At 68.8% G+C, this 19,921-nt stretch carries 18 protein-coding genes; 15 read left to right on the top strand and 3 right to left on the bottom strand.

The features are described 5' to 3' along the window. Positions 1 to 135: 135 nt before the first annotated feature. From DW298_RS01490 to DW298_RS01460, 7 genes are all read left to right on the top strand, one after another. The gene (locus DW298_RS01490) at positions 136 to 1,692 is read left to right on the top strand and encodes a glucoamylase family protein (protein WP_136040728.1); all 1,557 of its coding nucleotides are present in this window, start codon (positions 136 to 138) and stop codon (positions 1,690 to 1,692) included. Between the two features lie 37 nt (positions 1,693 to 1,729). Further along, entirely contained in the window at positions 1,730 to 2,356 is a 627-nt protein-coding gene (locus DW298_RS01485; protein ID WP_136040726.1) for a TetR/AcrR family transcriptional regulator, read from the top strand. Between the two features lie 245 nt (positions 2,357 to 2,601). Continuing rightward, on the top strand, positions 2,602 to 3,705 hold the full coding sequence (locus DW298_RS01480; protein ID WP_240744969.1) for an ABC transporter substrate-binding protein: 1,104 nt from the start codon (positions 2,602 to 2,604) through the stop codon (positions 3,703 to 3,705). After that, complete coding sequence (locus DW298_RS01475; RefSeq protein ID WP_136040722.1) at positions 3,705 to 4,502, top strand: ABC transporter ATP-binding protein; 798 nt, start codon at positions 3,705 to 3,707, stop codon at positions 4,500 to 4,502. The genes DW298_RS01480 and DW298_RS01475 overlap by 1 nt, the downstream gene beginning before the upstream one ends. Then, positions 4,495 to 5,343 (top strand): ABC transporter permease, encoded by an 849-nt coding sequence (locus tag DW298_RS01470; protein WP_136040720.1) that lies wholly within the window; start codon positions 4,495 to 4,497, stop codon positions 5,341 to 5,343. Before DW298_RS01475 ends, DW298_RS01470 begins: the two co-directional genes overlap by 8 nt. A 108-nt stretch (positions 5,344 to 5,451) precedes the next feature. Beyond that, positions 5,452 to 6,831 carry an NtaA/DmoA family FMN-dependent monooxygenase gene (locus DW298_RS01465; protein ID WP_136040719.1) on the top strand — a complete coding sequence of 460 codons (1,380 nt, stop codon included), beginning with the start codon at positions 5,452 to 5,454 and terminating at the stop codon, positions 6,829 to 6,831. After that, positions 6,824 to 7,708: a ribokinase gene (locus tag DW298_RS01460; protein ID WP_136040717.1), complete on the top strand. Its 885-nt coding sequence runs from the start codon at positions 6,824 to 6,826 to the stop codon at positions 7,706 to 7,708. The genes DW298_RS01465 and DW298_RS01460 overlap by 8 nt, the downstream gene beginning before the upstream one ends. A gap of 4 nt (positions 7,709 to 7,712) precedes the next feature. Here DW298_RS01460 and DW298_RS01455 read toward each other — a convergent pair whose 3' ends face one another. Further along, entirely contained in the window at positions 7,713 to 8,318 is a 606-nt protein-coding gene (locus DW298_RS01455; protein WP_136040715.1) for a PadR family transcriptional regulator, read from the bottom strand. Positions 8,319 to 8,420: 102 nt separating this feature from the next. Here DW298_RS01455 and DW298_RS01450 point away from each other — a divergent pair, with 102 nt between their 5' ends. From DW298_RS01450 to DW298_RS01440, 3 genes are all read left to right on the top strand, one after another. Further along, positions 8,421 to 8,930 carry a flavin reductase family protein gene (locus DW298_RS01450; RefSeq protein WP_136040713.1) on the top strand — a complete coding sequence of 170 codons (510 nt, stop codon included), beginning with the start codon at positions 8,421 to 8,423 and terminating at the stop codon, positions 8,928 to 8,930. Next, positions 8,927 to 9,361: a riboflavin kinase gene (locus DW298_RS01445; RefSeq protein ID WP_136040712.1), complete on the top strand. Its 435-nt coding sequence runs from the start codon at positions 8,927 to 8,929 to the stop codon at positions 9,359 to 9,361. The genes DW298_RS01450 and DW298_RS01445 overlap by 4 nt, the downstream gene beginning before the upstream one ends. A 101-nt stretch (positions 9,362 to 9,462) precedes the next feature. Beyond that, positions 9,463 to 9,936, top strand: coding sequence for a hypothetical protein (locus tag DW298_RS01440; protein WP_136040710.1), 474 nt, complete (start codon positions 9,463 to 9,465; stop codon positions 9,934 to 9,936). A 25-nt stretch (positions 9,937 to 9,961) separates the two neighbouring features. Here the strand turns inward: DW298_RS01440 and DW298_RS01435 are convergent, their stop codons facing one another. Then, the gene (locus DW298_RS01435) at positions 9,962 to 11,674 is read right to left on the bottom strand and encodes a GAF domain-containing protein (protein ID WP_168429456.1); all 1,713 of its coding nucleotides are present in this window, start codon (positions 11,672 to 11,674) and stop codon (positions 9,962 to 9,964) included. A gap of 281 nt (positions 11,675 to 11,955) precedes the next feature. Between DW298_RS01435 and DW298_RS01430 the strand changes: the two genes are divergently transcribed. Beyond that, entirely contained in the window at positions 11,956 to 12,600 is a 645-nt protein-coding gene (locus tag DW298_RS01430; protein WP_136040708.1) for a response regulator transcription factor, read from the top strand. A 418-nt stretch (positions 12,601 to 13,018) separates the two neighbouring features. Here the strand turns inward: DW298_RS01430 and DW298_RS01425 are convergent, their stop codons facing one another. Then, entirely contained in the window at positions 13,019 to 14,527 is a 1,509-nt protein-coding gene (locus DW298_RS01425; RefSeq protein ID WP_136040707.1) for a PucR family transcriptional regulator, read from the bottom strand. A 97-nt stretch (positions 14,528 to 14,624) separates the two neighbouring features. Here DW298_RS01425 and gabT point away from each other — a divergent pair, with 97 nt between their 5' ends. The 4 genes from gabT to DW298_RS01405 all read left to right on the top strand — a co-directional run bounded on the left by gabT (position 14,625) and on the right by DW298_RS01405 (position 19,900). Then, a complete protein-coding gene (gene gabT / locus DW298_RS01420; RefSeq protein ID WP_136040705.1) occupies positions 14,625 to 15,986 on the top strand; it encodes a 4-aminobutyrate--2-oxoglutarate transaminase in 1,362 nt (453 codons plus the stop codon). A 79-nt stretch (positions 15,987 to 16,065) separates the two neighbouring features. After that, positions 16,066 to 17,469, top strand: coding sequence for an NAD(P)/FAD-dependent oxidoreductase (locus DW298_RS01415; RefSeq protein ID WP_136040703.1), 1,404 nt, complete (start codon positions 16,066 to 16,068; stop codon positions 17,467 to 17,469). After that, positions 17,469 to 18,353 carry a universal stress protein gene (locus tag DW298_RS01410; RefSeq protein WP_136040702.1) on the top strand — a complete coding sequence of 295 codons (885 nt, stop codon included), beginning with the start codon at positions 17,469 to 17,471 and terminating at the stop codon, positions 18,351 to 18,353. Before DW298_RS01415 ends, DW298_RS01410 begins: the two co-directional genes overlap by 1 nt. Next, the gene (locus DW298_RS01405) at positions 18,353 to 19,900 is read left to right on the top strand and encodes an APC family permease (protein ID WP_136040701.1); all 1,548 of its coding nucleotides are present in this window, start codon (positions 18,353 to 18,355) and stop codon (positions 19,898 to 19,900) included. The genes DW298_RS01410 and DW298_RS01405 overlap by 1 nt, the downstream gene beginning before the upstream one ends. The last annotated feature ends 21 nt before the right edge of the window (positions 19,901 to 19,921 follow it).

Below are 19,921 nucleotides of genomic sequence, written 5' to 3'. Positions count from 1 at the left end.
GCGACAGAAAGTGCGACCGGAACGGATGGGGTGACTCCTCCACGGGAGGGGGTTGAGTGAACACTGAACGCGTGTTAGGTTTTCGCGTGTTGAGTGCGCCGTGATCAACGGCGCCGTTCTCGATGAGGAGACGCGATGAAGCGATGGATGAGCACGCTGGCGACGGTCGGACTGGTCGTCTCGGGACTGGCCCTCGCGGGGCCGGCCGCAGCGGGAGACGGACGCCAGGGCAACGCGGAGCTCAAGCGCTGGGCGCAGGACACCTGGGGTTCCCTGGTGGCGATGACCGACGAGGAGACGGGTCTTCCCGCCGACAACATCACCGGCGATCTGCAGACATCCAGCGCCTACACCTCACCGACGAATATCGGCGGGTATCTGTGGTCGACCGTCACCGCGCGCGACCTCGGCATCATCAGTGCCGACGAGGCGCGGGGCCGGTTGTCCGCCACGCTCGACACCCTGCAAGGGCTCGAGCGCAACGAAGCGAGCGGGATGTTCTACAACTGGTACTCGCCGACGACGGGGGAGAAGCTGACGACCTGGCCCGATTCCGGGGACCCCGTGCATCCGTTCCTCAGCACCGTGGACAACGGGTGGCTGGCCGCAGCTCTACGCATCGTCGGTGAGGCCGATCCCGCGCTGGCTGCGCAGGCGGACGCCCTTTACGACTCGATGGACTTCGCCGCGTTCTTCGACCCTGCCGGTGCCGCAGGTCTCCCCGCCGGCACGAACCGCGGCGGCTTCTGGGAGCAGGCCCCGCCGGACTGCAGCGTTGCAGCTCCGATGTACAACGGATCGGGGGAGACCGCGTACTACACCTGCCACCACTACGACACGACCGTGAGCGAGAGCCGCATCGCCACCTACCTCGGCATCGCCAACGGGCAGATTCCGGCGACGGCGCTGTACGGCACGCACCGCACAATGCCGCCCGGCTGCGACTGGGCGTGGCAGGAGCAGCTCCCGCAAGGGGAATACCGCACCTACAGCGGAGTCGAGGTCTGGGAAGGCGCATACAGCTACGCGGGGATGTCGTTCGTTCCGAGCTGGGGTGGCAGCATGTTCGAGTCGCTGATGCCCGATCTCCTGGTCCCGGAGACGAAGTGGGGGCCGAAGTCCTGGCGGCTCAATCATCCGATCACCGTGGCCGTGCAGAAACAGCACGGTCTCGACGAGGCCGGATACGGGTACTGGGGGTTCTCGCCCGCGAGCAACCCGTTCGGTGGCTACGCGGAGTACGGCGTCGACATCGCGGGAATGCGGTCCGACGGCTACACGTCCGACGCCGAGAAGACCGACGTCGACATCGATCGGCCGGGGTGCGCGGCGGGCACGAATCCCTCCCCGGATTTCGGGGACGGCGTGGTGACCCCGCATGCGGCGTTCCTCGCGCTCCCCTATGACCGCAAGGGCGTGCTGAGCAACCTCGAGAGCATCGAGAACGACCTCGGCGCCTATGGTCCCGGCGGCTTCTATGACGCGGTCGCCGTGAAGAGCGGCACGATCGCCGAGCGCTATCTCTCGCTCGACCAGTCGATGATCATGGCGGCGATCGGCAACGAGCTCACGAAGGATAAGCTCAAGGATTACTTCGTGGATCGCGAGATGGAGAAGCTCCTGCGTCCCGCGATGCGACAGCAGGACTTCAGCTCGTCGTGGGGTGCGGGAGGCGACGGTCACCAGGGCTGAGCCCTCGCTTCCTCGCGTCGACAGACAGGAGCGCGCGGTGGGAACGGACGGGCAGTCGACGGCGGGGCGAGGCTCTCGCGGCCCCTACGCAACGGGGCAGGCGCGGCGGCAGGCGATCGTCGACGAGGCGCTGGTCGTCTTCTCTCGGACCGGGTTCCACGGCGGATCCCTGCGGGAGATCGCGAAGCGCGTCGGCGTGACACCCGCCGGGCTCCTGCATCATTTCGCCGACAAGGAGGAGCTGTTCACCGAGGTGCTGCACCAGCGCGACGAGAAGGTGCGGGCGGCGGCAGGCGACCCCGCCGAGCACACCCTGGTCGAGCAGGCCAAGCGGGTCGTCGCGCACAACCAGACCTCGCGCGGTCTCACGTCGCTCTACGCCATCGTGTCTGCCGAGGCGACCGACCCCGAGCATCCGTCGCATGCCGATTTCGCCGCGCGCTATCGGGCGCGTGCCGATGAAGCCGTGGAGATCCTCCGTCGCGGGCAGGAGGCCGGAGAAGTCCGGGATGACATCGACCCCGCGCTCGCCGCACGTCTGATCAGTGCGGTCATGGACGGCATCCAGCTGCAGTGGCTTCTCGATGAGTCGGTCGACATGGTTCCCCTCTTCGACGAGTTCGTCAGCCGCTACCTCTACCCGGCTGACGCGCCCCAGTCCTGACTCGCCCCGCTCCCGCTTCGCCCCGCTCCCGCTTCGCCCCGCGTCCTCGAGCGCACGGGATCCTGCCGAGTGCACCGCCTATTCGCGTCAACACGCCGTGCGCTCGGCGCGAAGCCGTGCACTCGACGTCTGGGCGGGCGGGGGTGCACGCGTTCCCGCCCCGTTTAGTTTGATCTTGCTTAGTCAATCTTGACTATGTTACTTTCGACGAGCCATCAATGACGAACGGCCGAGAAGGGACCCTCATGGCTACTTCCTCTGCGGAAACCCGATTCCGCATCACTGCCACCCTGACGTGCGTTCTCGCTGCCACGCTGACGCTCGGAGCATGCTCCGCGCAGACGCCAGGCGGCGATTCCGCCCCCACGAGTGCGAGCGACACCGACGCCTGCAAGCGCAATCAGGATGCCGGCACCATCACCTACATCTCCGGCTACGGCTACTCCGCCAGTGCCGGCCAGCTCGACGTGTTCCTCGCCGAGGAGCTGGGCTACTTCGACGACCTCTGCCTCGATGTCGAGATCAACGCCTCCGGGGCGAACGGGCAGCAGCTCGTGGCATCCGGTCAGGCGCAGTTCACGGCTCTCGGCTCGGCATCCGACGTGATGCTGGCAGCCGCGAACAGCAAGAACCTCACGGCAGTCGCCACCTACGGCACGACCCCGCCGTTCTCGATCTTCGGCAACGAGAAGCTCGAGAGCCTCAAGGATCTCGAGGGCGGATCGCTCGGCTACTTCATCAACCTGACCCCGATCGCCTCGGCCATGCTCGACGAGGCCGGTGTCGACGTCTCGAAGGTCGAGATGGTGAAGATGACCAACTACGACCCGACGGTCGTCGTCCGTGAGCAGGTCGACGCGATCGTCGGCTACGCCTCCAACCAGCCGCAGTCGCTCAAGGCGCAGGACCTGCCGTTCAGCGAGTTCCTCCCCGCCGACCTCGGCGTCGAGGGCACCTACAACGTGATGGAGGTCAACTCCCGATTCCTCGACGAGCACCGTGAAGTCGCCGCCGACTTCATGCGCGCGAGCCTGAAGGCGCTGCAGTACTGCCTCGACGAGTCGGATGCCTGCATCGACAAGCTCGCGAAGCTGGCGGAGGACAACAACCAGGGTGCCGCGTTCCCGCGCGATCAGTTGGCCCGCACGTGGGAGGTGGAGTCCGCCTGGGTGCGCGAGAGCGCCGGTGGCAACCCCGGTGTGCAGAACGAGTCCATGTGGGAGCCCGAGTACGCACTCGTGAAGAAGTACGGCGGCGTCAAGGACCTGCCCGCGATCGCCGACATGATGGACGCCGACCTGGTCGCCGACCTGTACGACGGCGACACCCTGACCTGGACCGCGAAGTGATGTCGGTCGCACAGGGAGCAGGCGTCGAGGTCAGAAACGTCTCGAAGTCCTTCGGCGTCGACGGTGCTCGGGTCACGGTGCTCGACGACGTGAGCCTCACGATCGGCATGGGCGAGTTCGTTTCCGTGATCGGCCCGAGCGGCTGTGGCAAGTCCACGCTGCTCAAGGTGGTCGCGGGTCTCCTCGACGCCGATTCCGGGACCGTCACGATCGATGGGGAGAGCGTCACCGCGGCTTCGCGCGACAAGAAGATCGGGCTCGTGCCGCAGTCTCCGGCGCTGCTGCCGTGGAAGACGGTGCGCGAGAACGTCGAGCTGCCGGTGCGCATCAACGCCAAGGCGAACTCCGGACGCGCACTGCGCGACCCGGCCGAGCTGCTGGCGACCTTCGGGCTCGGTCAGGCGATGAAGAAGTACCCCGGCCAGCTCTCGGGCGGCATGCAGCAGCGCGCCGCGATCGCGCGGGCGTTCGTGTTCGACCCGGCCATCATGCTGATGGATGAGCCCTTCTCGGCCCTCGACGAGATGAACCGCGACCTGCAGCGGATCGCCCTGCTGGAGTTCTGGCAGTCGAACCGCAAGGCCGTCATGTTCGTCACGCACTCCGTGCCGGAGGCGATCATGCTCTCCGACCGCATCGTGGTGATGGCCGCCCACCCGGGGCGCATCGCCCAGGTGATCGATGTGAACCTGCCGCGGCCGCGCACCGAGGAGGCCTACGCGACGGACGAGTTCCGCGAACTGGAAGCAGTCGTGCGCGGTGCGCTGCGCGCGCAGACGGAGAAGGCCCATGTCTGAGCTGACGATGAGAGACACCACCGCGACCCTCGCGACCGCCCGCCTGAAGGCGCAGCCCCGCCGCGGCGTTCCGACCTGGCTGCGCTGGGGATCGTGGGGACCCACACTGATCACCTTCGTTATCGCCGCTCTCCTCTGGCAGGTCGTGGCCTGGACCAACCCGTACGTGCTCCCGACGCTGGAGGCGATCGGCGTGAGCCTCGTCGACGACGCCGGCATGTACTGGTCGAACTTCCTCGTCACGCTGCTCGAAGTCGTGGTCGGCGCTTCCGCCGGCATCCTCGCCGGCTTCCTGTTGGCCGTGGTCATGGCCGAGTTCCAGATCATCGAGCGCGCCGTGATGCCGCTCGTGATCATCGTGATGGTGACCCCGATCGTGGCGATCGCCCCGGCGCTGGTCGTGGCGTTCGGCTTCGGCATGGTGCCGAAGTTCATCGTGACGGGGCTCGTGGTCTTCTTCCCGATGCTCGTGAACTCGCTCGCGGGGCTCCGTGACGTCGACCAGAAAGCGCTCGACGTCTTCAAGACGCTGCACGCCTCGCGGTGGGAGATCTTCCGCGAACTGCGCTTCCCCGGCAGCATGCCCTACGTGTTCGCGGGACTCCGCATCGCCCTGCCTCTCGCCGTCGTCGGCGCCGCGGTCGCCGAGTTCGTCGCTGCGGGACAGCAGGCCGGACTCGGCTCGCTCGTCACGACATCGGCTGCGCAGGCGAACCTGGCCGTCACCTGGGCCAGCATCGCCCTGCTCTGCCTCCTCGGCGTGCTCCTGATCATCGTGCTCGCCCTGGTGCGCAAGCGCGTGCTCTGGTGGAGCGACGGCGAGGTCACGGCGAAGGGCTGACGCGGCATCCGCATCCCGGGACGGACCCCCGTCCGTCCCGGGGTTCCTCCGGCGTGCCCGGAATCACTCCACAACGAACAGATCCACCCCCAAGGAAGGCACCCGCACATGACCGATCAGAACACCGTCAAGCAGCTGCGTCTCGGCCTCTTCGAGAACGCGCAGGCGAACGACTCCGGCACCGCGACCTGGCGGCACCCCGATAACGGGCGCTACCTGTTCGACAAGCTCGAGTACTGGCGCGACACCGCGCGCCTGGTCGAGGACGCCGGGTTCGACTTCCTGTTCCTCGCGGATGCCTGGGGCTGGGCCGACGTCGCGGGCGAGCGTCCGGACATCTGCTCCGTCGAGGGCCTCGATCTGCCGCGTCTCGACCCGGCGATCATCCTGGCCGCGCTCATCCCCGAGACCACGCGCCTGGGGCTGGTCGCCACCGGATCCACGCTGCTCGAGCCGCCCTACTCGTTCGCGCGCCGCATGGCGACCCTCGACATCCTCTCCGGCGGACGCATCGGCTGGAACGTGGTCACCACCGGCACCGCCGACACGGCGGTGCAGGGCTTCGGCGTGCCGATGGTCGGCCACGACGAGCGCTATCTGATGGCCGACGACTTCATGCAGCTCGTCTACAAGCTCTGGGAGCAGGCCTGGGAGGACGGGGCGCTGGAGCGCGACAAGTCCGGTCGCTTCGCCGACCCCTCCAAGGTGCACCGGATCGCACACGACGGCCCCTACTTCCGCTCGCACGGCTACGGCAACACGCAGCGCTCGCCGCAGGGCACCCCGGTGCTGTTCCAGGCCGGCGCATCGCCGGCTGGCCGCGAGTTCGGCGGCAAGCACGGTGAGGCGATCTTCGTGGGCAGCGGGTCGGTCGAGCAGCTCCGCGCGCACTCCTCGGCGATCCGCGAGGAGGCCGTGAAGAACGGCCGTGGAGCCGACGAGGTCAAGATCATGTCGGCGTTCGCCGCGATCGTCGGCAGCACAGAGGAAGAGGCGCAGCGCAAGTACGCCGAGGTCGCCGACGCGCAGAACCCCGACGTCACCGTCGCCTCCTACGCCTGGTTCACCGGCCTCGACCTGTCGGCCTACGCGCCGAACACGCCGATGTCCGAATTGAGCACCGAGCTGTCGCAGACGCAGGTCGCCCGCTTCGCCGACAAGACCGTCGGCGACGTGCTCGGAGACTGGCACGCGCACGGTGTCGGCGCCCGCCCGATCGTCGGGACCCCCGAGCAGGTGGCGGACCGGATGATCGAGCTCGCCGACGGCGCCGACCTCGACGGGTTCCTCTTCGCCCCCGTCATCCCGCCGGCATCGACCGTCGACTTCATCGAGCACGTGCTGCCGATCCTCAAGGAGCGCGGCGCGATCGTCGAGCCGTCGGCCGAGCCGCAGTCGCTGCGTGAGCGCCTGATCGGCACTCCGACGCCCGCACTCGCCGACTCGCACACCGGATCGCAGTACCGGCGGACGATGTCGCGTGTCTGACACCCTCATCGGTGTCGCCGTCGTGGGGAGCGCGAACCTCGACCTCGTGGTCGAGGTCTCGCGCCCCCCGCGCGTCGGCGAGACGCTCCTCGGTCGGGCGGGAGGCCGCTTCTCCGGAGGCAAGGGGCTGAATCAGGCCGTCGCATCCGCCCGCAGCGGAGCACCGACCCGATTCTGCGCGGTGGTCGGTGACGATGAGGCCGCTGACGTGCTGCTGCAGACCTTGACGGATGCCGGGGTGGGGGCGTCCGTGCGACGCAGTGCCACTGTTCCGACCGGCGTCGCCCACGTGTTGGCGTTCGACGATGGGGACAACAGCATCATCGTCGCGGCCGGCGCGAATGCGGAGCTGACGCCCGAAGATGCCGCGGCGGGAGTCACGGACGCGGCGGTCGTGCTCGCGCAACTGGAGGTGCCCGTCGCCAGCGTGGCTGCCGCGCTGCGGGCGGGCCGGATGGCCGGAGCGGTCACGGTCCTCAATGCCGCCCCCGCGCACCGGGCAGCCATCGAGATGCTCCCGGATGTCGACGTACTGGTCGTCAACGATACCGAATGCGCGGAGCTCGGCGGCATCGACGGATTGCACGCGTCGGGCGCGCAGACCGTCGTGCTCACCCAGGGGGCCGGGGGAGTGACGCTGCATCGCGCAGGGCAGGGCGCCGTGCACGTCGCCGCCTTCCGGATCGATCCGGTGGATACCACGGGGGCTGGTGATGCATTCTGCGGCGCGCTCGCCGCGGCCCTCGCGCAGGGTGAGGCCGTCGAGGCCGCCCTGGTCCGCGCCAACGCGGCCGGGGCGGTCGTCGCGCAGCATCGCGGCGCGACGACGCCGGAGCTCTCACCCGCATCGATCGCGGCGCTCGTGGCCTCGCGCTGAGTGGCTACTTCGAAGACGCGGCGTCGGTCGGTGCTGCACCCTCGGCGGCCTCGCCCGCGAATGTGTACTCGCCGGCGCGGAGTCGCTCCAGCAGGTCGAGCAGCCATTGCTTCTCGGCCGTGAGGCGGGCGGTGGAGAGGTCGAAGATCTCCCGCACGTACTTCGGGGTCGTCTCGGAACGCAGGGTGTCCTGCACGTCGAAGCCGTTCTGCGTGATGATCGCGTCGCTCTTGATGAGGCGGTGCTCCAGGCCGGCGATCACCTCCTGGCGGCTCAGCACGAACATGAACGAGGCCACGGTCATGATCGCCTGCGTGTCGAAGGCCGCGACGTTCCAGAGGTTCTCGCGCAGCATCCGTTGCAGCTCCACCTCGCCCGCCGGAGTGATGCGGTAGGTCGTGCGTGCGGGGCGTTTGCCCTCGCTCTCGGTTCCGCTCTCGGCGATGTAGCCGTCGACCTCCAGGGCGCGCAGGGCGTTGTAGATCGACCCGGGCTGGATGTGAGCCCATTCATCGACGTGCCAGGTCATCAGCTCGCGACGGAGAAAGTATCCGTGCACGGGCTGGAACTGCTTCACAGCGCCGAGGACGACGAGGCGGGTGGTCGACATGTCCCTCATGCTAACGGCAGCTCTCGCGCATTCCTGTTGTTTGCAGGATCAAACTTGGCTATTATTCAAACTAGTCAAAGTTGACTATGGAAGGAAGCCAGAATGATGACTGCCGTGACCGACGCTCTGCCGCGAGACCTCTCCCTCCGCCGGGCCTTCTCGGTGTACCCGACCGGTGTCGTGGCTCTCGCCGCGCACGTCGACGACCGCGCCGTCGGAATGGCGGTCAACTCCTTCACCTCGATCTCGCTCGAACCCGCGCTCGTCGCGATCAGTGCCGCCCGGACGTCGAAGACCTGGCCGGTGCTCCGTGAGGTGCCCGAGCTCGGCATGAGTGTGCTGGCCGCGCACCACGAGCCGCTCAGCCGCTCGCTCTCGGCGCGTGAGGGTGACCGGTTCGGCGGACATGAGTGGCAGCGCACCGACGGGGGAGCCGTGCTGATCGCGGATGCGGCGCTCTGGCTTACCTGCCGCCTGCACAGCATGTTCGACGGCGGGGATCACGAGATCGCCCTGTACGAGATCGGCGACGTCACGCTCTTCGACGATGTCGAGCCCCTCGTCTTCCACCAGAGCCGCTATCGGTCCATCGCAGGATCCGAGAGCGCGTGAGCGCTCCGCCGCTCACGACCATCGTCGGCGTGGTCGTGCCCGGCGATGGTCGGGGGCGCGAGCTCGGCTTTCCGACGGCGAACCTGGCGATCGACCTCGACGACCTGCCCGCCGATGGGATCTACGCGGCATGGACGCGTATCGACGATGGCCCCGAGGTATGGCCGGCGAGCGTCAGTGTCGGGACGAATCCGACTTTCGCGGGCGACCGGGGGAGGCGGGTCGAGGTGCACCTGCACGATGTGGACCTCGATCTGTACGGTCGGACGCTGGCGGTGACGCTCGTCGCCCATCTGCGCCCCACGCTGCACTTCGAGGGGATCGAGGCGCTGGTCTCGCAGAGCGAGGACGATGTCAGTCGGTGTCGTGTGCTCCTGGCCGGTCGCGATCGAGAGGGGGTACGTGACGCGTCGCGCTCGCGCGACCGCTGAGCGGAGGGCCGCGAGCACGGGGCAGGAGCAGGGGATAGTACTGTTTTACATTTCACTCCTGTGGTACTTTCACCGGATCACCCACATCCGGAGGAATCCCCATGCTCGTTCGCCAGAAGACCACCTGCCTCGCATCCGCCGTCGTGGCGCTCACCCTGTCGCTCACGGGCGTATCGTCGGCCTCTGCTGCGACGGGTCACGCCGCATCGGAGGTCACTGCCGCGACGAGCTCCGGCGTGCACGCCGCGGCGCTCGGTGCCACTCTCGATCCGCGCCTCGCCTCCTCGACCGATCTGGATCTGCTGATGCTGATCATGACGGGGCGCGGGACCCTGGCCGATGCGTACCCCGAGCTGATCGCCGAGCTCGGCATCACCGTCTCCGCTCAGTCGGAAGCGGACGCGATGGCACCCGTCGCCCAGCAATTCCTCGCCGTCTCGCCGGCGTTCTCCGCCAACTGGGCGCCCGCGATCAGGAGCACCGACCCGGCCGTGGTCGCCGAGGGCATATCGGGGTTCATGACCGACTTCCTGGCCTACGTCCAGTCGTACTGCCGACCCTCGTGCACCGTCTGAACCGGGCATCCGGCCTCAGCCGTGCTCATGCCGACGCAGTCCCGGGCGGATCGTGCCGAGCGCGATCCTCGCGGCGACGTGCCTCCGTGCTCGCCGGTCCACCGGGGGCCGGAGGGCGGGGCACCCTCCAACGCGCCACGGTTCCCCGCTCCGTCTGCTGATCCAGCGTGAACGTGCCTCCGTGCAGCGCAGCGCGCTCGGCGAGGTTCTCCGTGCCGCCGGGGTCGCCGGGCGATGCGGCGACCCCCTTGCCGTCGTCCTGCACCGCGACGACCACCTCGTTCTCCGAGACGGTGAGGATGACCGCGCTGTTGCGAGCCCGCGCATGGTGGGCGACGTTGGCGAGGGCTTCGCGGACGACGGCGATCACGTCGTCGGCGAGTTTCCCGGTGACGACCGGGTCGACCGGACCGACGAACGTGATCGTGGGTGCCGACGGCAGCGCGGGAGTCAGCTCCGTGATCACGTCGAGCACCCGCTTGCGCACCGGGCGGTCCTTGCGTTTCCCGTGGCGCGTACGGAGCGAGAAGATCCCCGACCGGATGTCGGTGATGGCGGCGTCGATCTCTGTGACGTGCTGCTCGAGCTCCTCCGCGTGGCCCGGCTGGGTGGCGGCGAACGCCTGCAGGCTCATTCCCGTCGCGAACAACCGTTGGATCACGTTGTCGTGCAGATCGCGGGCGATGCGGTTCCGCTCTTCGATGATGTCGAGCTGCTGCCGATCCTCCCGGGCCCAGGCGAGCGAGGTCGCCACACCCGCCTGGACGACGAACTCGGAGATGGCATCGATCTCGCTCGGAGAGAAGCTGCCACCCGATGCCCCACGAGTGACGCACAGGGCTCCGATCGCATGACCGGCAGCGACGAGCGGGACGGCCACGGTCGGCCCCGCGGCATCCTGGTTTCCGGCGAGGTTCGTGTGCGTGGCTTCGTCGGTGAGGCGTCCGCTCGACATGTTCCCGCTCGCGATCGCGCTCGCGGCGATCGACGTCTCCGCAGGGAGCACTCCGTGCTCGAAGGCAGCGGACAGCGGCCCATGAGCCGCGTCGATGCGGAGGTGGTCGGCGTCCGCATGGACGACGACCGTGACGAGGTCGCAGGACACGACGTGGGTGACGCATTCGGCGATGACGTCCAGGATGTCTTCGCGCTCCGGGGTCAGCAGGGCGGCGCGGAGATCGGACAGCGCCCGACTCAGCCGCCGTTGACGGCGGGCTTCCTCGTGCTCGCGCGCATTGCGGATCGTGAGGCCGGCCGTCGCCGCCAGGGATCCGATGAGCTCTTCATCCTCGAGTGTGAAGACCCCTGTGCGGCGGTTCGTCAGCACGAGGACGCCGCACACCTCGCCCTGCGACCGGATCGGGACCCCGAGGAAACCCTCCCGGGGCGGATGATGCACGGGAAAGCCCGGGGACCGAGGATCATCGCTCAACTTGTTCAGTCGGATGGTACGGCCGCTGTCGAGCACGGCGTTGACCAGACTGCCCGGTTCCGGCAGGTCGGCGATCGTCTGCGCGCTTCCCTTGTCCACGCCCACATGGACGAAACGCTCGACGGCTCCGGCCGCATCGATCACGATGAGAGCTCCGTCGCGCGCTTCGATGAGATCAGCGGCCGCGCGGACGATCCGGTTGAGAGTCCTGTCGGCATCGGGTTCGGGGCCGGATGCATCCGGCGTGGAGTCGTGAAGGCCGCGAAGCTGGCGGCGAGTGGCGAGGAGCCGGGTGGCGCGTGTCACGGGAGCATCGTTCCCGTCGTCCTGCTGATGGCGGGGCGTGATATGCGTTTGTGTCGGCATCTGTCCTGCATCCCTCCACCTTCCCCGGAGACCGACCGGTCTGCAACGCTCAGCCGGTATATGGCAGACGCGTCGCCGACCGCGTACGCGACCGGCGACCCGCGTACCCGATCGGCGGGGACCATGGTCCCCACTTATGCGACGACAGGGCCGTTAGGGTGCCAGGGGCGCCGACGGGCGACCCCGGACGAGCGGCCGGCAGGAACAGGAGCGAGTGGGCGATGACGGCAGTGTTCCTTGTCGATGATCATGAGATGGTGCGAAGGGGCGTCGCCGGTGTGATCCAGGCGACCCCGGACCTCGAGGTCGTCGGGGAGGCGGGAGCCTGCCGGGAGGCGACGCGACGGATCGCGGCCACGCTTCCTGACGTCGTGGTGCTCGATGTGCACCTCCCCGACGGCAGTGGGATCGACCTGTGCCGAGCGATCCGACAGAGGCACCCTGCGATGCGGTGCCTGATCCTCACGGCCTATGACGACGATGACGCGGTGATCGCGGCCGTTATGGCCGGCGCCGACGGTCATCTCCTCAAGACCGTCCGTGCGGCGGACTTGCCGGATGCGGTGCGCGCTGTCGCTGCGGGCCGCCGGTTGCTCGACCCGGCGGCGGTGCGTCGAGCGACCGGGCAGGTCACTCCCGGATCGACTGATTCGGCCGATCCGCGATTCGCGTCCCTGAGCCTGCGCGAACGGCAGATCCTCGCGCTCATCGCCGATGCGCTGACGAACCGACAGATCGCGGACCGTCTGGGTCTCGCCGAGAAGACGATCAAGAACTACGTCACGTCGATGCTCGGGAAGCTCGGATTCACCCACCGGACCCAGGCGGCGGTCTTCGAGCTCTCGCGGATCCATGACGACGGCTGACGGTCGAGGGACGAAGGGCCCTACGGCCGTCTTCCTCCTGAGCGAGGGTGGCAGAGGGCGATCGACGCCCGACGAAGGGGCGAGACCGTGAGCAGTGTGATCCACAGCGAATCCGCTGGGCTGCGCACGATCGGGATGAAGGGCGGCGCGAACGGATATGGGGGCGTTCGACCGGTGATGGGGACTGCGCGGTCGGCCAGGGGGAGCCGTCCGAGTGGTCGCGGGGCCGTACGGGTGGCTGTGGGAGCCGCGCGGATGGCTGTCCGGGGTCGCGGACGGCGGGGGAGCCGTCCTGGGGATGTGGACGGCTGTGGGAGTCGTCCGGGGATGGAACGGGTGGCTGTGGGGGCTGTCCGGCAGCGAGGGGCGGGGAGGGCGCCCGCCCCTCGCTGATCGCCCGCGCGGGCCGGTGCAGGTGTCAATCCCGGGCGGTCTGCAGGAGCGTCCACAGCTCGGCGCGAGCGGGGAACGTCGACAGATCGATGTCGAGCAGGCCGCTCGCCTGCGCGATGCGGGAGCGCAGGGTGTGCCGATGCACGCCGAGGGTGGCGGCTGCGGCTTCGGCCCGGGCATCGTGTTCCAGCCAGGTGCGCAGTGAACGCTCCAGCTCGGCGCCGGTGCGGACGTCATGCTCGCGCAGCGGCGCGAGCCGGGACTCCGCGACGAGACGAGCCTCATCGGTGGCGAGCGCGGTGAGGATGTGGGAGCCCACCGTCTCGGAGTACCGCGCCACCCCGTGCGTCCCCTGCTGGCGGAGCGCCGTGAGAGCCTGTGCATGCGCACGGGCGAACGAGTCGTAGGCGTCGGGGTCGGAGACGCCGATGCGGATGCCGAAACGGGTGGCGACCTCGTCGAGCAGGGCATCCTCGCCGGCGGAGATGCACATCGTCACGCCGTCCGCGGACTCGGCGAGGAAGACCGGGGTGCCGTGTTCGGCGCGGTGCCGCTCCCACCAGTCGGAAAGCGGGCCGGCGGGGGCATCCGCGGTGACGGCCACGACGATCGGGGCAGGAGGCAGACCGCCCAGCACCCTCCGCGCCAGGGTGGGGTCGTCGGTGAGCAGCGACCCGAGCAGCTGGGCGTGCAGCCGCCGCCGGCTCCTGGCGAGCTGCTCGCTCTGCTCCATCGCGAGTCCGGCCATCGCGATCACCGAGGTGACCACCGAGCGTGCCTCGGGGTCGAGCGCGTCGACCGCCAGGGCGAGCACCCCGCGCAGGTGGCCCCCGCGCCCCACGGTGAACAGCATGAAGGTGCTCTCCCCGAGAGTGAGGGACTGCCCTGCCTCGAGACCGCGGGTGAGGATGTCCATCACACGCTCGCCCAGTGCGTCGCGGACCGCGGCATCCAATCGGTCGCGAGGATGCGAGGCGATCACCGCTCCCGCCGCGTCGAACATGCCCGCCCAGACCCCCAATCGTCGTCCGAGCTCTGCGATGGTCGCTTCGAGTCCGCTCGGGCGCAGCGCCGCGAGTGCGAGTGCGCGCTGGGCGTCCAGTGCCCACGACCGGCGCGAGTACGCCTGGGCGGCGATCGCCTCGGCGTGTGCGCGGGCGACAGCGATGAACGGGGTGCGATACGGCACCGAGAACAGGGGGATCCCTCTCTCCGCGCAAGCGACGACGAGCTCCTCCGGAATGCCGGAGCGGTGCACCTCGGTGCCGAAGCCGAGTCCGAGGATGCCGCGATCGGCGAGGCGGGCGACATACGTGTCGATGTCGACGGCGTCGTCGAACTGGGTGCCGGTGGTCAGCAGCGCCAGGTCCTCGGAGAGGAACGGGGTCGGATCGGCGAGATCCGAGCTGTGCACCCAGCGCAGCGGGCGGTCGAGCGCGCCTTCCGGCAGGTCGTCCTCGAGCGGCACGAGCACGAGCCCGAGATCGCGACGGTGAAGCAGCGCCCGCAGGGTCGGATGTTCAGTGACGGCCATGACCGATCTCCCGGATGTACAGTGTGGCGAAGAGCCTGCTTAGATTGTACAAGTCGGCGAGTGCGAGGGTCTCGGTCGCGGCCGTACGCTCGCGAACATGGCACTCCTCGACACCGCAGCACCCGCAGTCCCTCTCGGTGGACCCGACCTCCCGCAGGAGCGTCGCCTGGTCACGGACCTTCCCGGCCCTCGCTCGGCCGAGATCCTCGCACGCAAGGCCGATGCCGTCGCAGCCGGTGTGGGCCACACCGTGCCGATCGCGGCCGTGGCCGCCGGCGGCGGAGTGATCGTCGACGCCGACGGCAACTCGCTCATCGACCTCGGCTCCGGCATCGCGGTGACCACGGTCGGCAACGCGCACCCGAAGGTCGCCGCAGCCGTGGCGGCGCAGGCCGCGCAGTTCACCCACACCTGCTTCATGATCTCGCCCTACGAGTCGTACGTCGGCGTCGCCGAGGCCCTCAACCGCGTCACCCCCGGTGACTTCGCGAAGAAGAGCGCCCTGTTCAACTCGGGAGCAGAGGCCGTCGAGAACGCGATCAAGATCGCCCGCAAGCACACCGGCCGTCAGGCGGTCGTCGCCTTCGACCACGGCTACCACGGCCGCACGAACCTGACCATGGCGCTCACCGCCAAGTCGATGCCGTACAAGAGCGGTTTCGGCCCGTTCGCCCCCGAGGTGTACCGCGCTCCGATGTCGTACCCGTTCCGCGACGGGCTCGACGGCCGTGAGGCTGCCGCCCGCGTCATCCTCCAGCTCGAGAAGCAGATCGGCGCAGACAACCTCGCCGCGGTCATCATCGAGCCGATCCAGGGCGAGGGCGGCTTCATCGTCCCGGCCGACGGCTTCCTGCCGGCGATCGTCGACTGGTGCCGCGCGAACGGGGTCGTCTTCATCGCCGACGAGGTGCAGACCGGCTTCGCCCGCACCGGGCACATGTTCGCGAGCGAGATCTTCGGCATCGAGCCCGACCTGATCACCACGGCAAAGGGCATCGCCGGCGGCCTCCCGCTCGCGGCGGTCACCGGTCGCTCCGAGATCATGGACGCCTCGCACTCCGGCGGCCTCGGCGGCACCTACGGCGGCAACCCGATCGCCTGCGCCGCCGCCCTCGCGTCCATCGACGTGTTCGAGAACGACGGCGTGATCGAGCGCGCCCGGGAGATCGGCGTGATCCTCACGGAGCGTCTCACCGCGATCCAGCAGAACGACCCGCGCGTCGGCGACGTCCGCGGACACGGTGCGATGATCGCCGCCGAGTTCGTCGATCCCGAGACCAAGGCTCCGGATGCCGCCCTCACGGCCGCCGTCGCGAAGGCGTGCATCGCCCAGGGCGTCGTCGTCCTCACCTGCGGAACCTACGGGAACGTCATCCGCTTCCTCCCCCCGCTCTCGATCGGCGACGATCTGCTGAACGAGGGACTCGACATCGTCGCCGCGGCGCTCGCCGCGGCCTGACCCCCCTGTCCGGTCGCGACCCCGATCGGGGGATTTCGGGTCGCGACCGGCACTACTTCCCCCAACGAAGGAGTTGCAGATGGCTGAGATCACTCGCGACGTACTGATCGTCGGTGCCGGAGCCGCAGGGCTCACGGCGGCGAACGACCTCCGCAAGGCCGGCCTGTCGGTCGCCGTGCTGGAGGCCCGCGACCGCGTCGGCGGGCGCCTGTGGACCGACGTCATCGAGGGCGCCATGCTCGAGATCGGCGGCCAGTGGGTCTCGCCCGACCAGGACGCGCTCAAGGACACGATCGAGGAGCTGGGGCTCGAGACGTACAGCCGCTACCGCGAAGGCGACAGCGTCTACGTCGGCCCCGACGGACAGGCACACCGCTTCACCGGCGAGATGTTCCCGGTGTCGCCGGAGACCGAGGCCGAGATCGCCAGGATCACCGAGATCCTCGACGCGCTGGTCGCCGAGATCGACCCGGACCGTCCCTGGGCCCACCCCAACGCCGAAGACTGGGACACGATCACCTGGGACGCCTGGCTGCGCTCGCAGACCGACGACGACGAGGCCGTGCGCAACCTGGCCTTCGCCACGGGGTCGGCGATGCTCACCAAGCCCACGCACTCCTTCTCGCTGCTGCAGTCGCTGCTGATGGCGGCATCCGCCGGGTCGTACTCGAACCTCGTCGACGCGGACTTCATCCTCGACAAGCGCGTGGTCGGCGGACTGCAGCAGGTTCCGCTGCGGCTCGCGGAGCGCCTCGGCGACGACGTGCTGCTGAACCAGCCCGTGCGCAGCCTGGAATGGTCGGACCCTTCGACGGGCTCAGGGACCCAGGCTGTGGTGGCCACCACCGACGAGCACACGGTGCGCGCCCGCCACGCGATCCTCGCGCACGCGCCGGTGCTCTACAGCCGCATCGCTTTCGACCCGCCGCTGCCGCGCCGACAGCACCAGTTGCACCAGCACCTGTCGATGGGGTTCGTCATCAAGGTGCACGCCGTGTACGACCGGCCGTTCTGGCGCGAGCAGGGCCTCAGCGGCACCGCCTTCAGCCCGTACGAGCTCTCGCACGAGGCCTATGACAACACCAACCACGGCGACGAGCGCGGCACCCTCGTCGGCTTCGTCTCCGATGCCAACGCCGACGGCGTGTTCGAGCTCTCGGCCGAGGAGCGCAAGGAGCGCATCCTCGAGTCGCTCTCGCACTACTACGGCCCCGAGGCCAAGAACCCCGTCGTCTACTACGAGAGCGACTGGGGCAGCGAGGAGTGGACGCGGGGCGCGTACGCCGCGAGCTTCGACATGGGCGGTCTGCACCGCTACGGCGCCGACCTCCGCACCGCGGTCGGGCCGATCCACTTCGCCTGCAGCGACATGGCCGGCGCCGGATACCAGCACGTCGACGGGGCGATCCGCATGGGTCACCTCGTGGCATCGAACATCGTCGACGCGAGCCGTGACACGGGCTCCGCTGAGAGCGGCAGCTGATGACCGGCTCTGTCGTCGTCGGATACACGGCGACGGATGCGGGAGCGGATGCCGCGGCGCTCGGCGCCCGGCTCGCCCGCAGCCTCGGTGCGACCCTGCACCTCGTGATCGTGCTGCCGAACGAGGGCACGCGCAGTGCGGCCGTTCCGCCCGAGCGCGCGTATGAGGAGCACCTCAGATCGCAGGCGAGGAAGTGGCTCGCGGACGCTGTGGTCCGGCTCCCTCAGGAGCTCACCCGCAGCGGTCACGTGCGCTTCGCCGAGTCGTTCGCCGAGGGGCTGATCGCCGCCGGTGAGGAATTCGGCGCGCGGGTGATCGTCATCGGCGCCGCGGGCGGGGGCATCTTCGGCCGTCACCGGCTCGGCAGCGTCGCCTCCGAGCTGCTGCACTCGTCGACGATCCCCGTCGCGCTCGCACCCGTCGGCGTCGCCCAGCAGGACGATCACATCCTGCCGCGCGTCACGGTCGCCGTCGGGTCCCGGCCGGGTGCCGATGCCCTCCTCGACGAGGCCGTGGCGCTCGCGGCGGACAGCGGCGTCGACCTGCGGCTCGTGTCCCTCGTGCCCTTCGACGTGCCCCCGGGACTCGACACCGGAGCGATCCGCACGGTCGGTGACACGCACGGCCAGGAGGTGCTCGCGGTCGCGTCGGAACTGCTGCCCGACGGCCGTTCCGCCGCGGTCGAACAGGCACCGGGCGACTCCGTCGAAGACGCCGTCGCCCACCTCTCCTGGCTTCCGGGCGAGGTCGTCCTGGTCGGCTCCAGCAGGCTGGCGCAACCGCGCCGTCTGTTCCTGGGCTCCACGGCGGCGAAGATGCTGCACGAGCTGCCCGTTCCCATGATCGTCGTCCCGCGTACCCGCAACGAAGCAGGAGACCGCTGATGAGCAGCACGAACCGGGCGACGGAGCCCGAATCCGGTGTCACGACCGGCATCTCCACCAAAGGTCTGAGCGCCGGAACGGTCGGCCTGATCGGCGCGGTCGTGATCGGCATCTCGTGCATCGCCCCCGCCTACACCTTCACCGCCGCCGTCGGCCCCACGGCATCCGAGGTCGGAGCCCAGATCCCGGCGATCATCCTCGTCGGCTTCATCCCGATGCTCCTCGTCGCCTTCGGCTACCGCGAGCTCAACAACCGGATGCCGGACTCCGGCACGTCCTTCACCTGGGCGGCCCGCGCGTTCGGCCCGTGGGTCGGCTGGATGGCCGGCTGGGGTCTGGTCGTCGCGACGATCCTGGTGCTGTCGAACCTCGCCGGCGTCGCGGTCGACTTCCTCTTCCTTCTGCTGTCGCAGATCACCGGAAATCCGGAGATCGGCGACCTCGCCGGTGTCACCTGGATCAACATCGGCGTCTGCCTGCTGTTCATGCTCGGGGCGACGTGGATCTCATATCGCGACATGCAGACGACGCAGAAGCTGCAGTACTGGCTCGTCAGCTTCCAGATCCTCGTGCTGGTGTTCTTCGCCGTCGCTGCCATCGTGCAGGCGGTGAACGGCAACGGCTTCGACTACCAGCCGTTCGACCTGAACTGGTTCAACCCGTTCGCGATCTCCTCCTTCAGCGCGGTCGCCGCCGGTCTCTCGCTCTCGATCTTCATCTTCTGGGGCTGGGACGTCACGCTCACCATGAACGAGGAGACCAAGGACCCTGAGAAGACGCCGGGCCGCGCGGCCACCGTGACGGTGCTGACGATCGTCTCGCTGTACCTGCTGCTCGCGGTCGCGATGATCATGTTCGCCGGCGTCGGCACCGGGGCGCTGGGGCTCGGCAACGAAGACATCCAGGAGAACGTTTTCTTCCACCTCTCCGGACCGATCCTCGGACCGCTGGCCTTCCTGGTGTCGCTGGCGGTGTTGACCAGCTCGGCGTCGTCGCTGCAGTCCACGTTCGTGGGTCCCGCGCGGACCCTGCTGGCGATGGGGCACTACGGCGCCCTGCCGAAGGCGTTCGCGAGGGTCAGCCCCCGCTTCTTCACCCCCGGGTACGCGACCATCGTCTCGGCGATCGTGGCCTCCGCGTTCTACGCCGTGATGCGCGTGGTCAGCGAGGACACGCTGTGGGACACCATCCTCACCCTCGGCATGATGATCTGCTTCTACTACGGGATCACCGCGTTCGCGTGCGTCTGGTATTTCCGCAAGCAGTGGTTCGACTCGACGCGGAACTTCTTCTTCACATTCCTCTTCCCGCTCGTCGGCGGCGCGATCCTCGCGGTGCTGTTCTTCACGACCCTGATCGACTCGATGGACCCGGAATACGGCTCCGGATCGCAGATCGGCGGGGTCGGCATCGTCTTCATCCTCGGGATGCTGATCATCGTCGTCGGCATCGCGGTCATGATCTGGAACGCGGTCCGTCGGCCCGCCTTCTTCCGCGGCCAGACGCTGGGCATCGACGCACCGCCCAGCCGACGCAAGCGCGCATAGCCCTCCTCACAGAAAGAGAAT

This window comes from Microbacterium sp. A20, from assembly GCF_004794515.1.
In the GTDB taxonomy this organism is placed as follows: domain Bacteria; phylum Actinomycetota; class Actinomycetes; order Actinomycetales; family Microbacteriaceae; genus Microbacterium.
Note: the sequence above shows the minus strand (reverse complement) of the source record. Positions and strands in the feature narration are given on the sequence as shown.

Bases quoted from the DNA above. Each gene is read 5' to 3' on its own strand.
- DW298_RS01490 (WP_136040728.1), top strand. From the start codon at position 136: ATGAAGCGATGGATGAGCACGCTGGCGACGGTCGGACTGGTCGTCTCG.
- DW298_RS01480 (WP_240744969.1), top strand. From the start codon at position 2,602: ATGGCTACTTCCTCTGCGGAAACCCGATTCCGCATCACTGCCACCCTG.
- DW298_RS01475 (WP_136040722.1), top strand. From the start codon at position 3,705: ATGTCGGTCGCACAGGGAGCAGGCGTCGAGGTCAGAAACGTCTCGAAG.
- DW298_RS01470 (WP_136040720.1), top strand. From the start codon at position 4,495: ATGTCTGAGCTGACGATGAGAGACACCACCGCGACCCTCGCGACCGCC.
- DW298_RS01465 (WP_136040719.1), top strand. From the start codon at position 5,452: ATGACCGATCAGAACACCGTCAAGCAGCTGCGTCTCGGCCTCTTCGAG.
- DW298_RS01455 (WP_136040715.1), bottom strand. From the start codon at position 8,318: ATGTCGACCACCCGCCTCGTCGTCCTCGGCGCTGTGAAGCAGTTCCAG.
- DW298_RS01450 (WP_136040713.1), top strand. From the start codon at position 8,421: ATGATGACTGCCGTGACCGACGCTCTGCCGCGAGACCTCTCCCTCCGC.
- DW298_RS01440 (WP_136040710.1), top strand. From the start codon at position 9,463: ATGCTCGTTCGCCAGAAGACCACCTGCCTCGCATCCGCCGTCGTGGCG.
- DW298_RS01430 (WP_136040708.1), top strand. From the start codon at position 11,956: ATGACGGCAGTGTTCCTTGTCGATGATCATGAGATGGTGCGAAGGGGC.
- DW298_RS01425 (WP_136040707.1), bottom strand. From the start codon at position 14,527: ATGGCCGTCACTGAACATCCGACCCTGCGGGCGCTGCTTCACCGTCGC.
- gabT (WP_136040705.1), top strand. From the start codon at position 14,625: ATGGCACTCCTCGACACCGCAGCACCCGCAGTCCCTCTCGGTGGACCC.
- DW298_RS01415 (WP_136040703.1), top strand. From the start codon at position 16,066: ATGGCTGAGATCACTCGCGACGTACTGATCGTCGGTGCCGGAGCCGCA.
- DW298_RS01410 (WP_136040702.1), top strand. From the start codon at position 17,469: ATGACCGGCTCTGTCGTCGTCGGATACACGGCGACGGATGCGGGAGCG.
- DW298_RS01405 (WP_136040701.1), top strand. From the start codon at position 18,353: ATGAGCAGCACGAACCGGGCGACGGAGCCCGAATCCGGTGTCACGACC.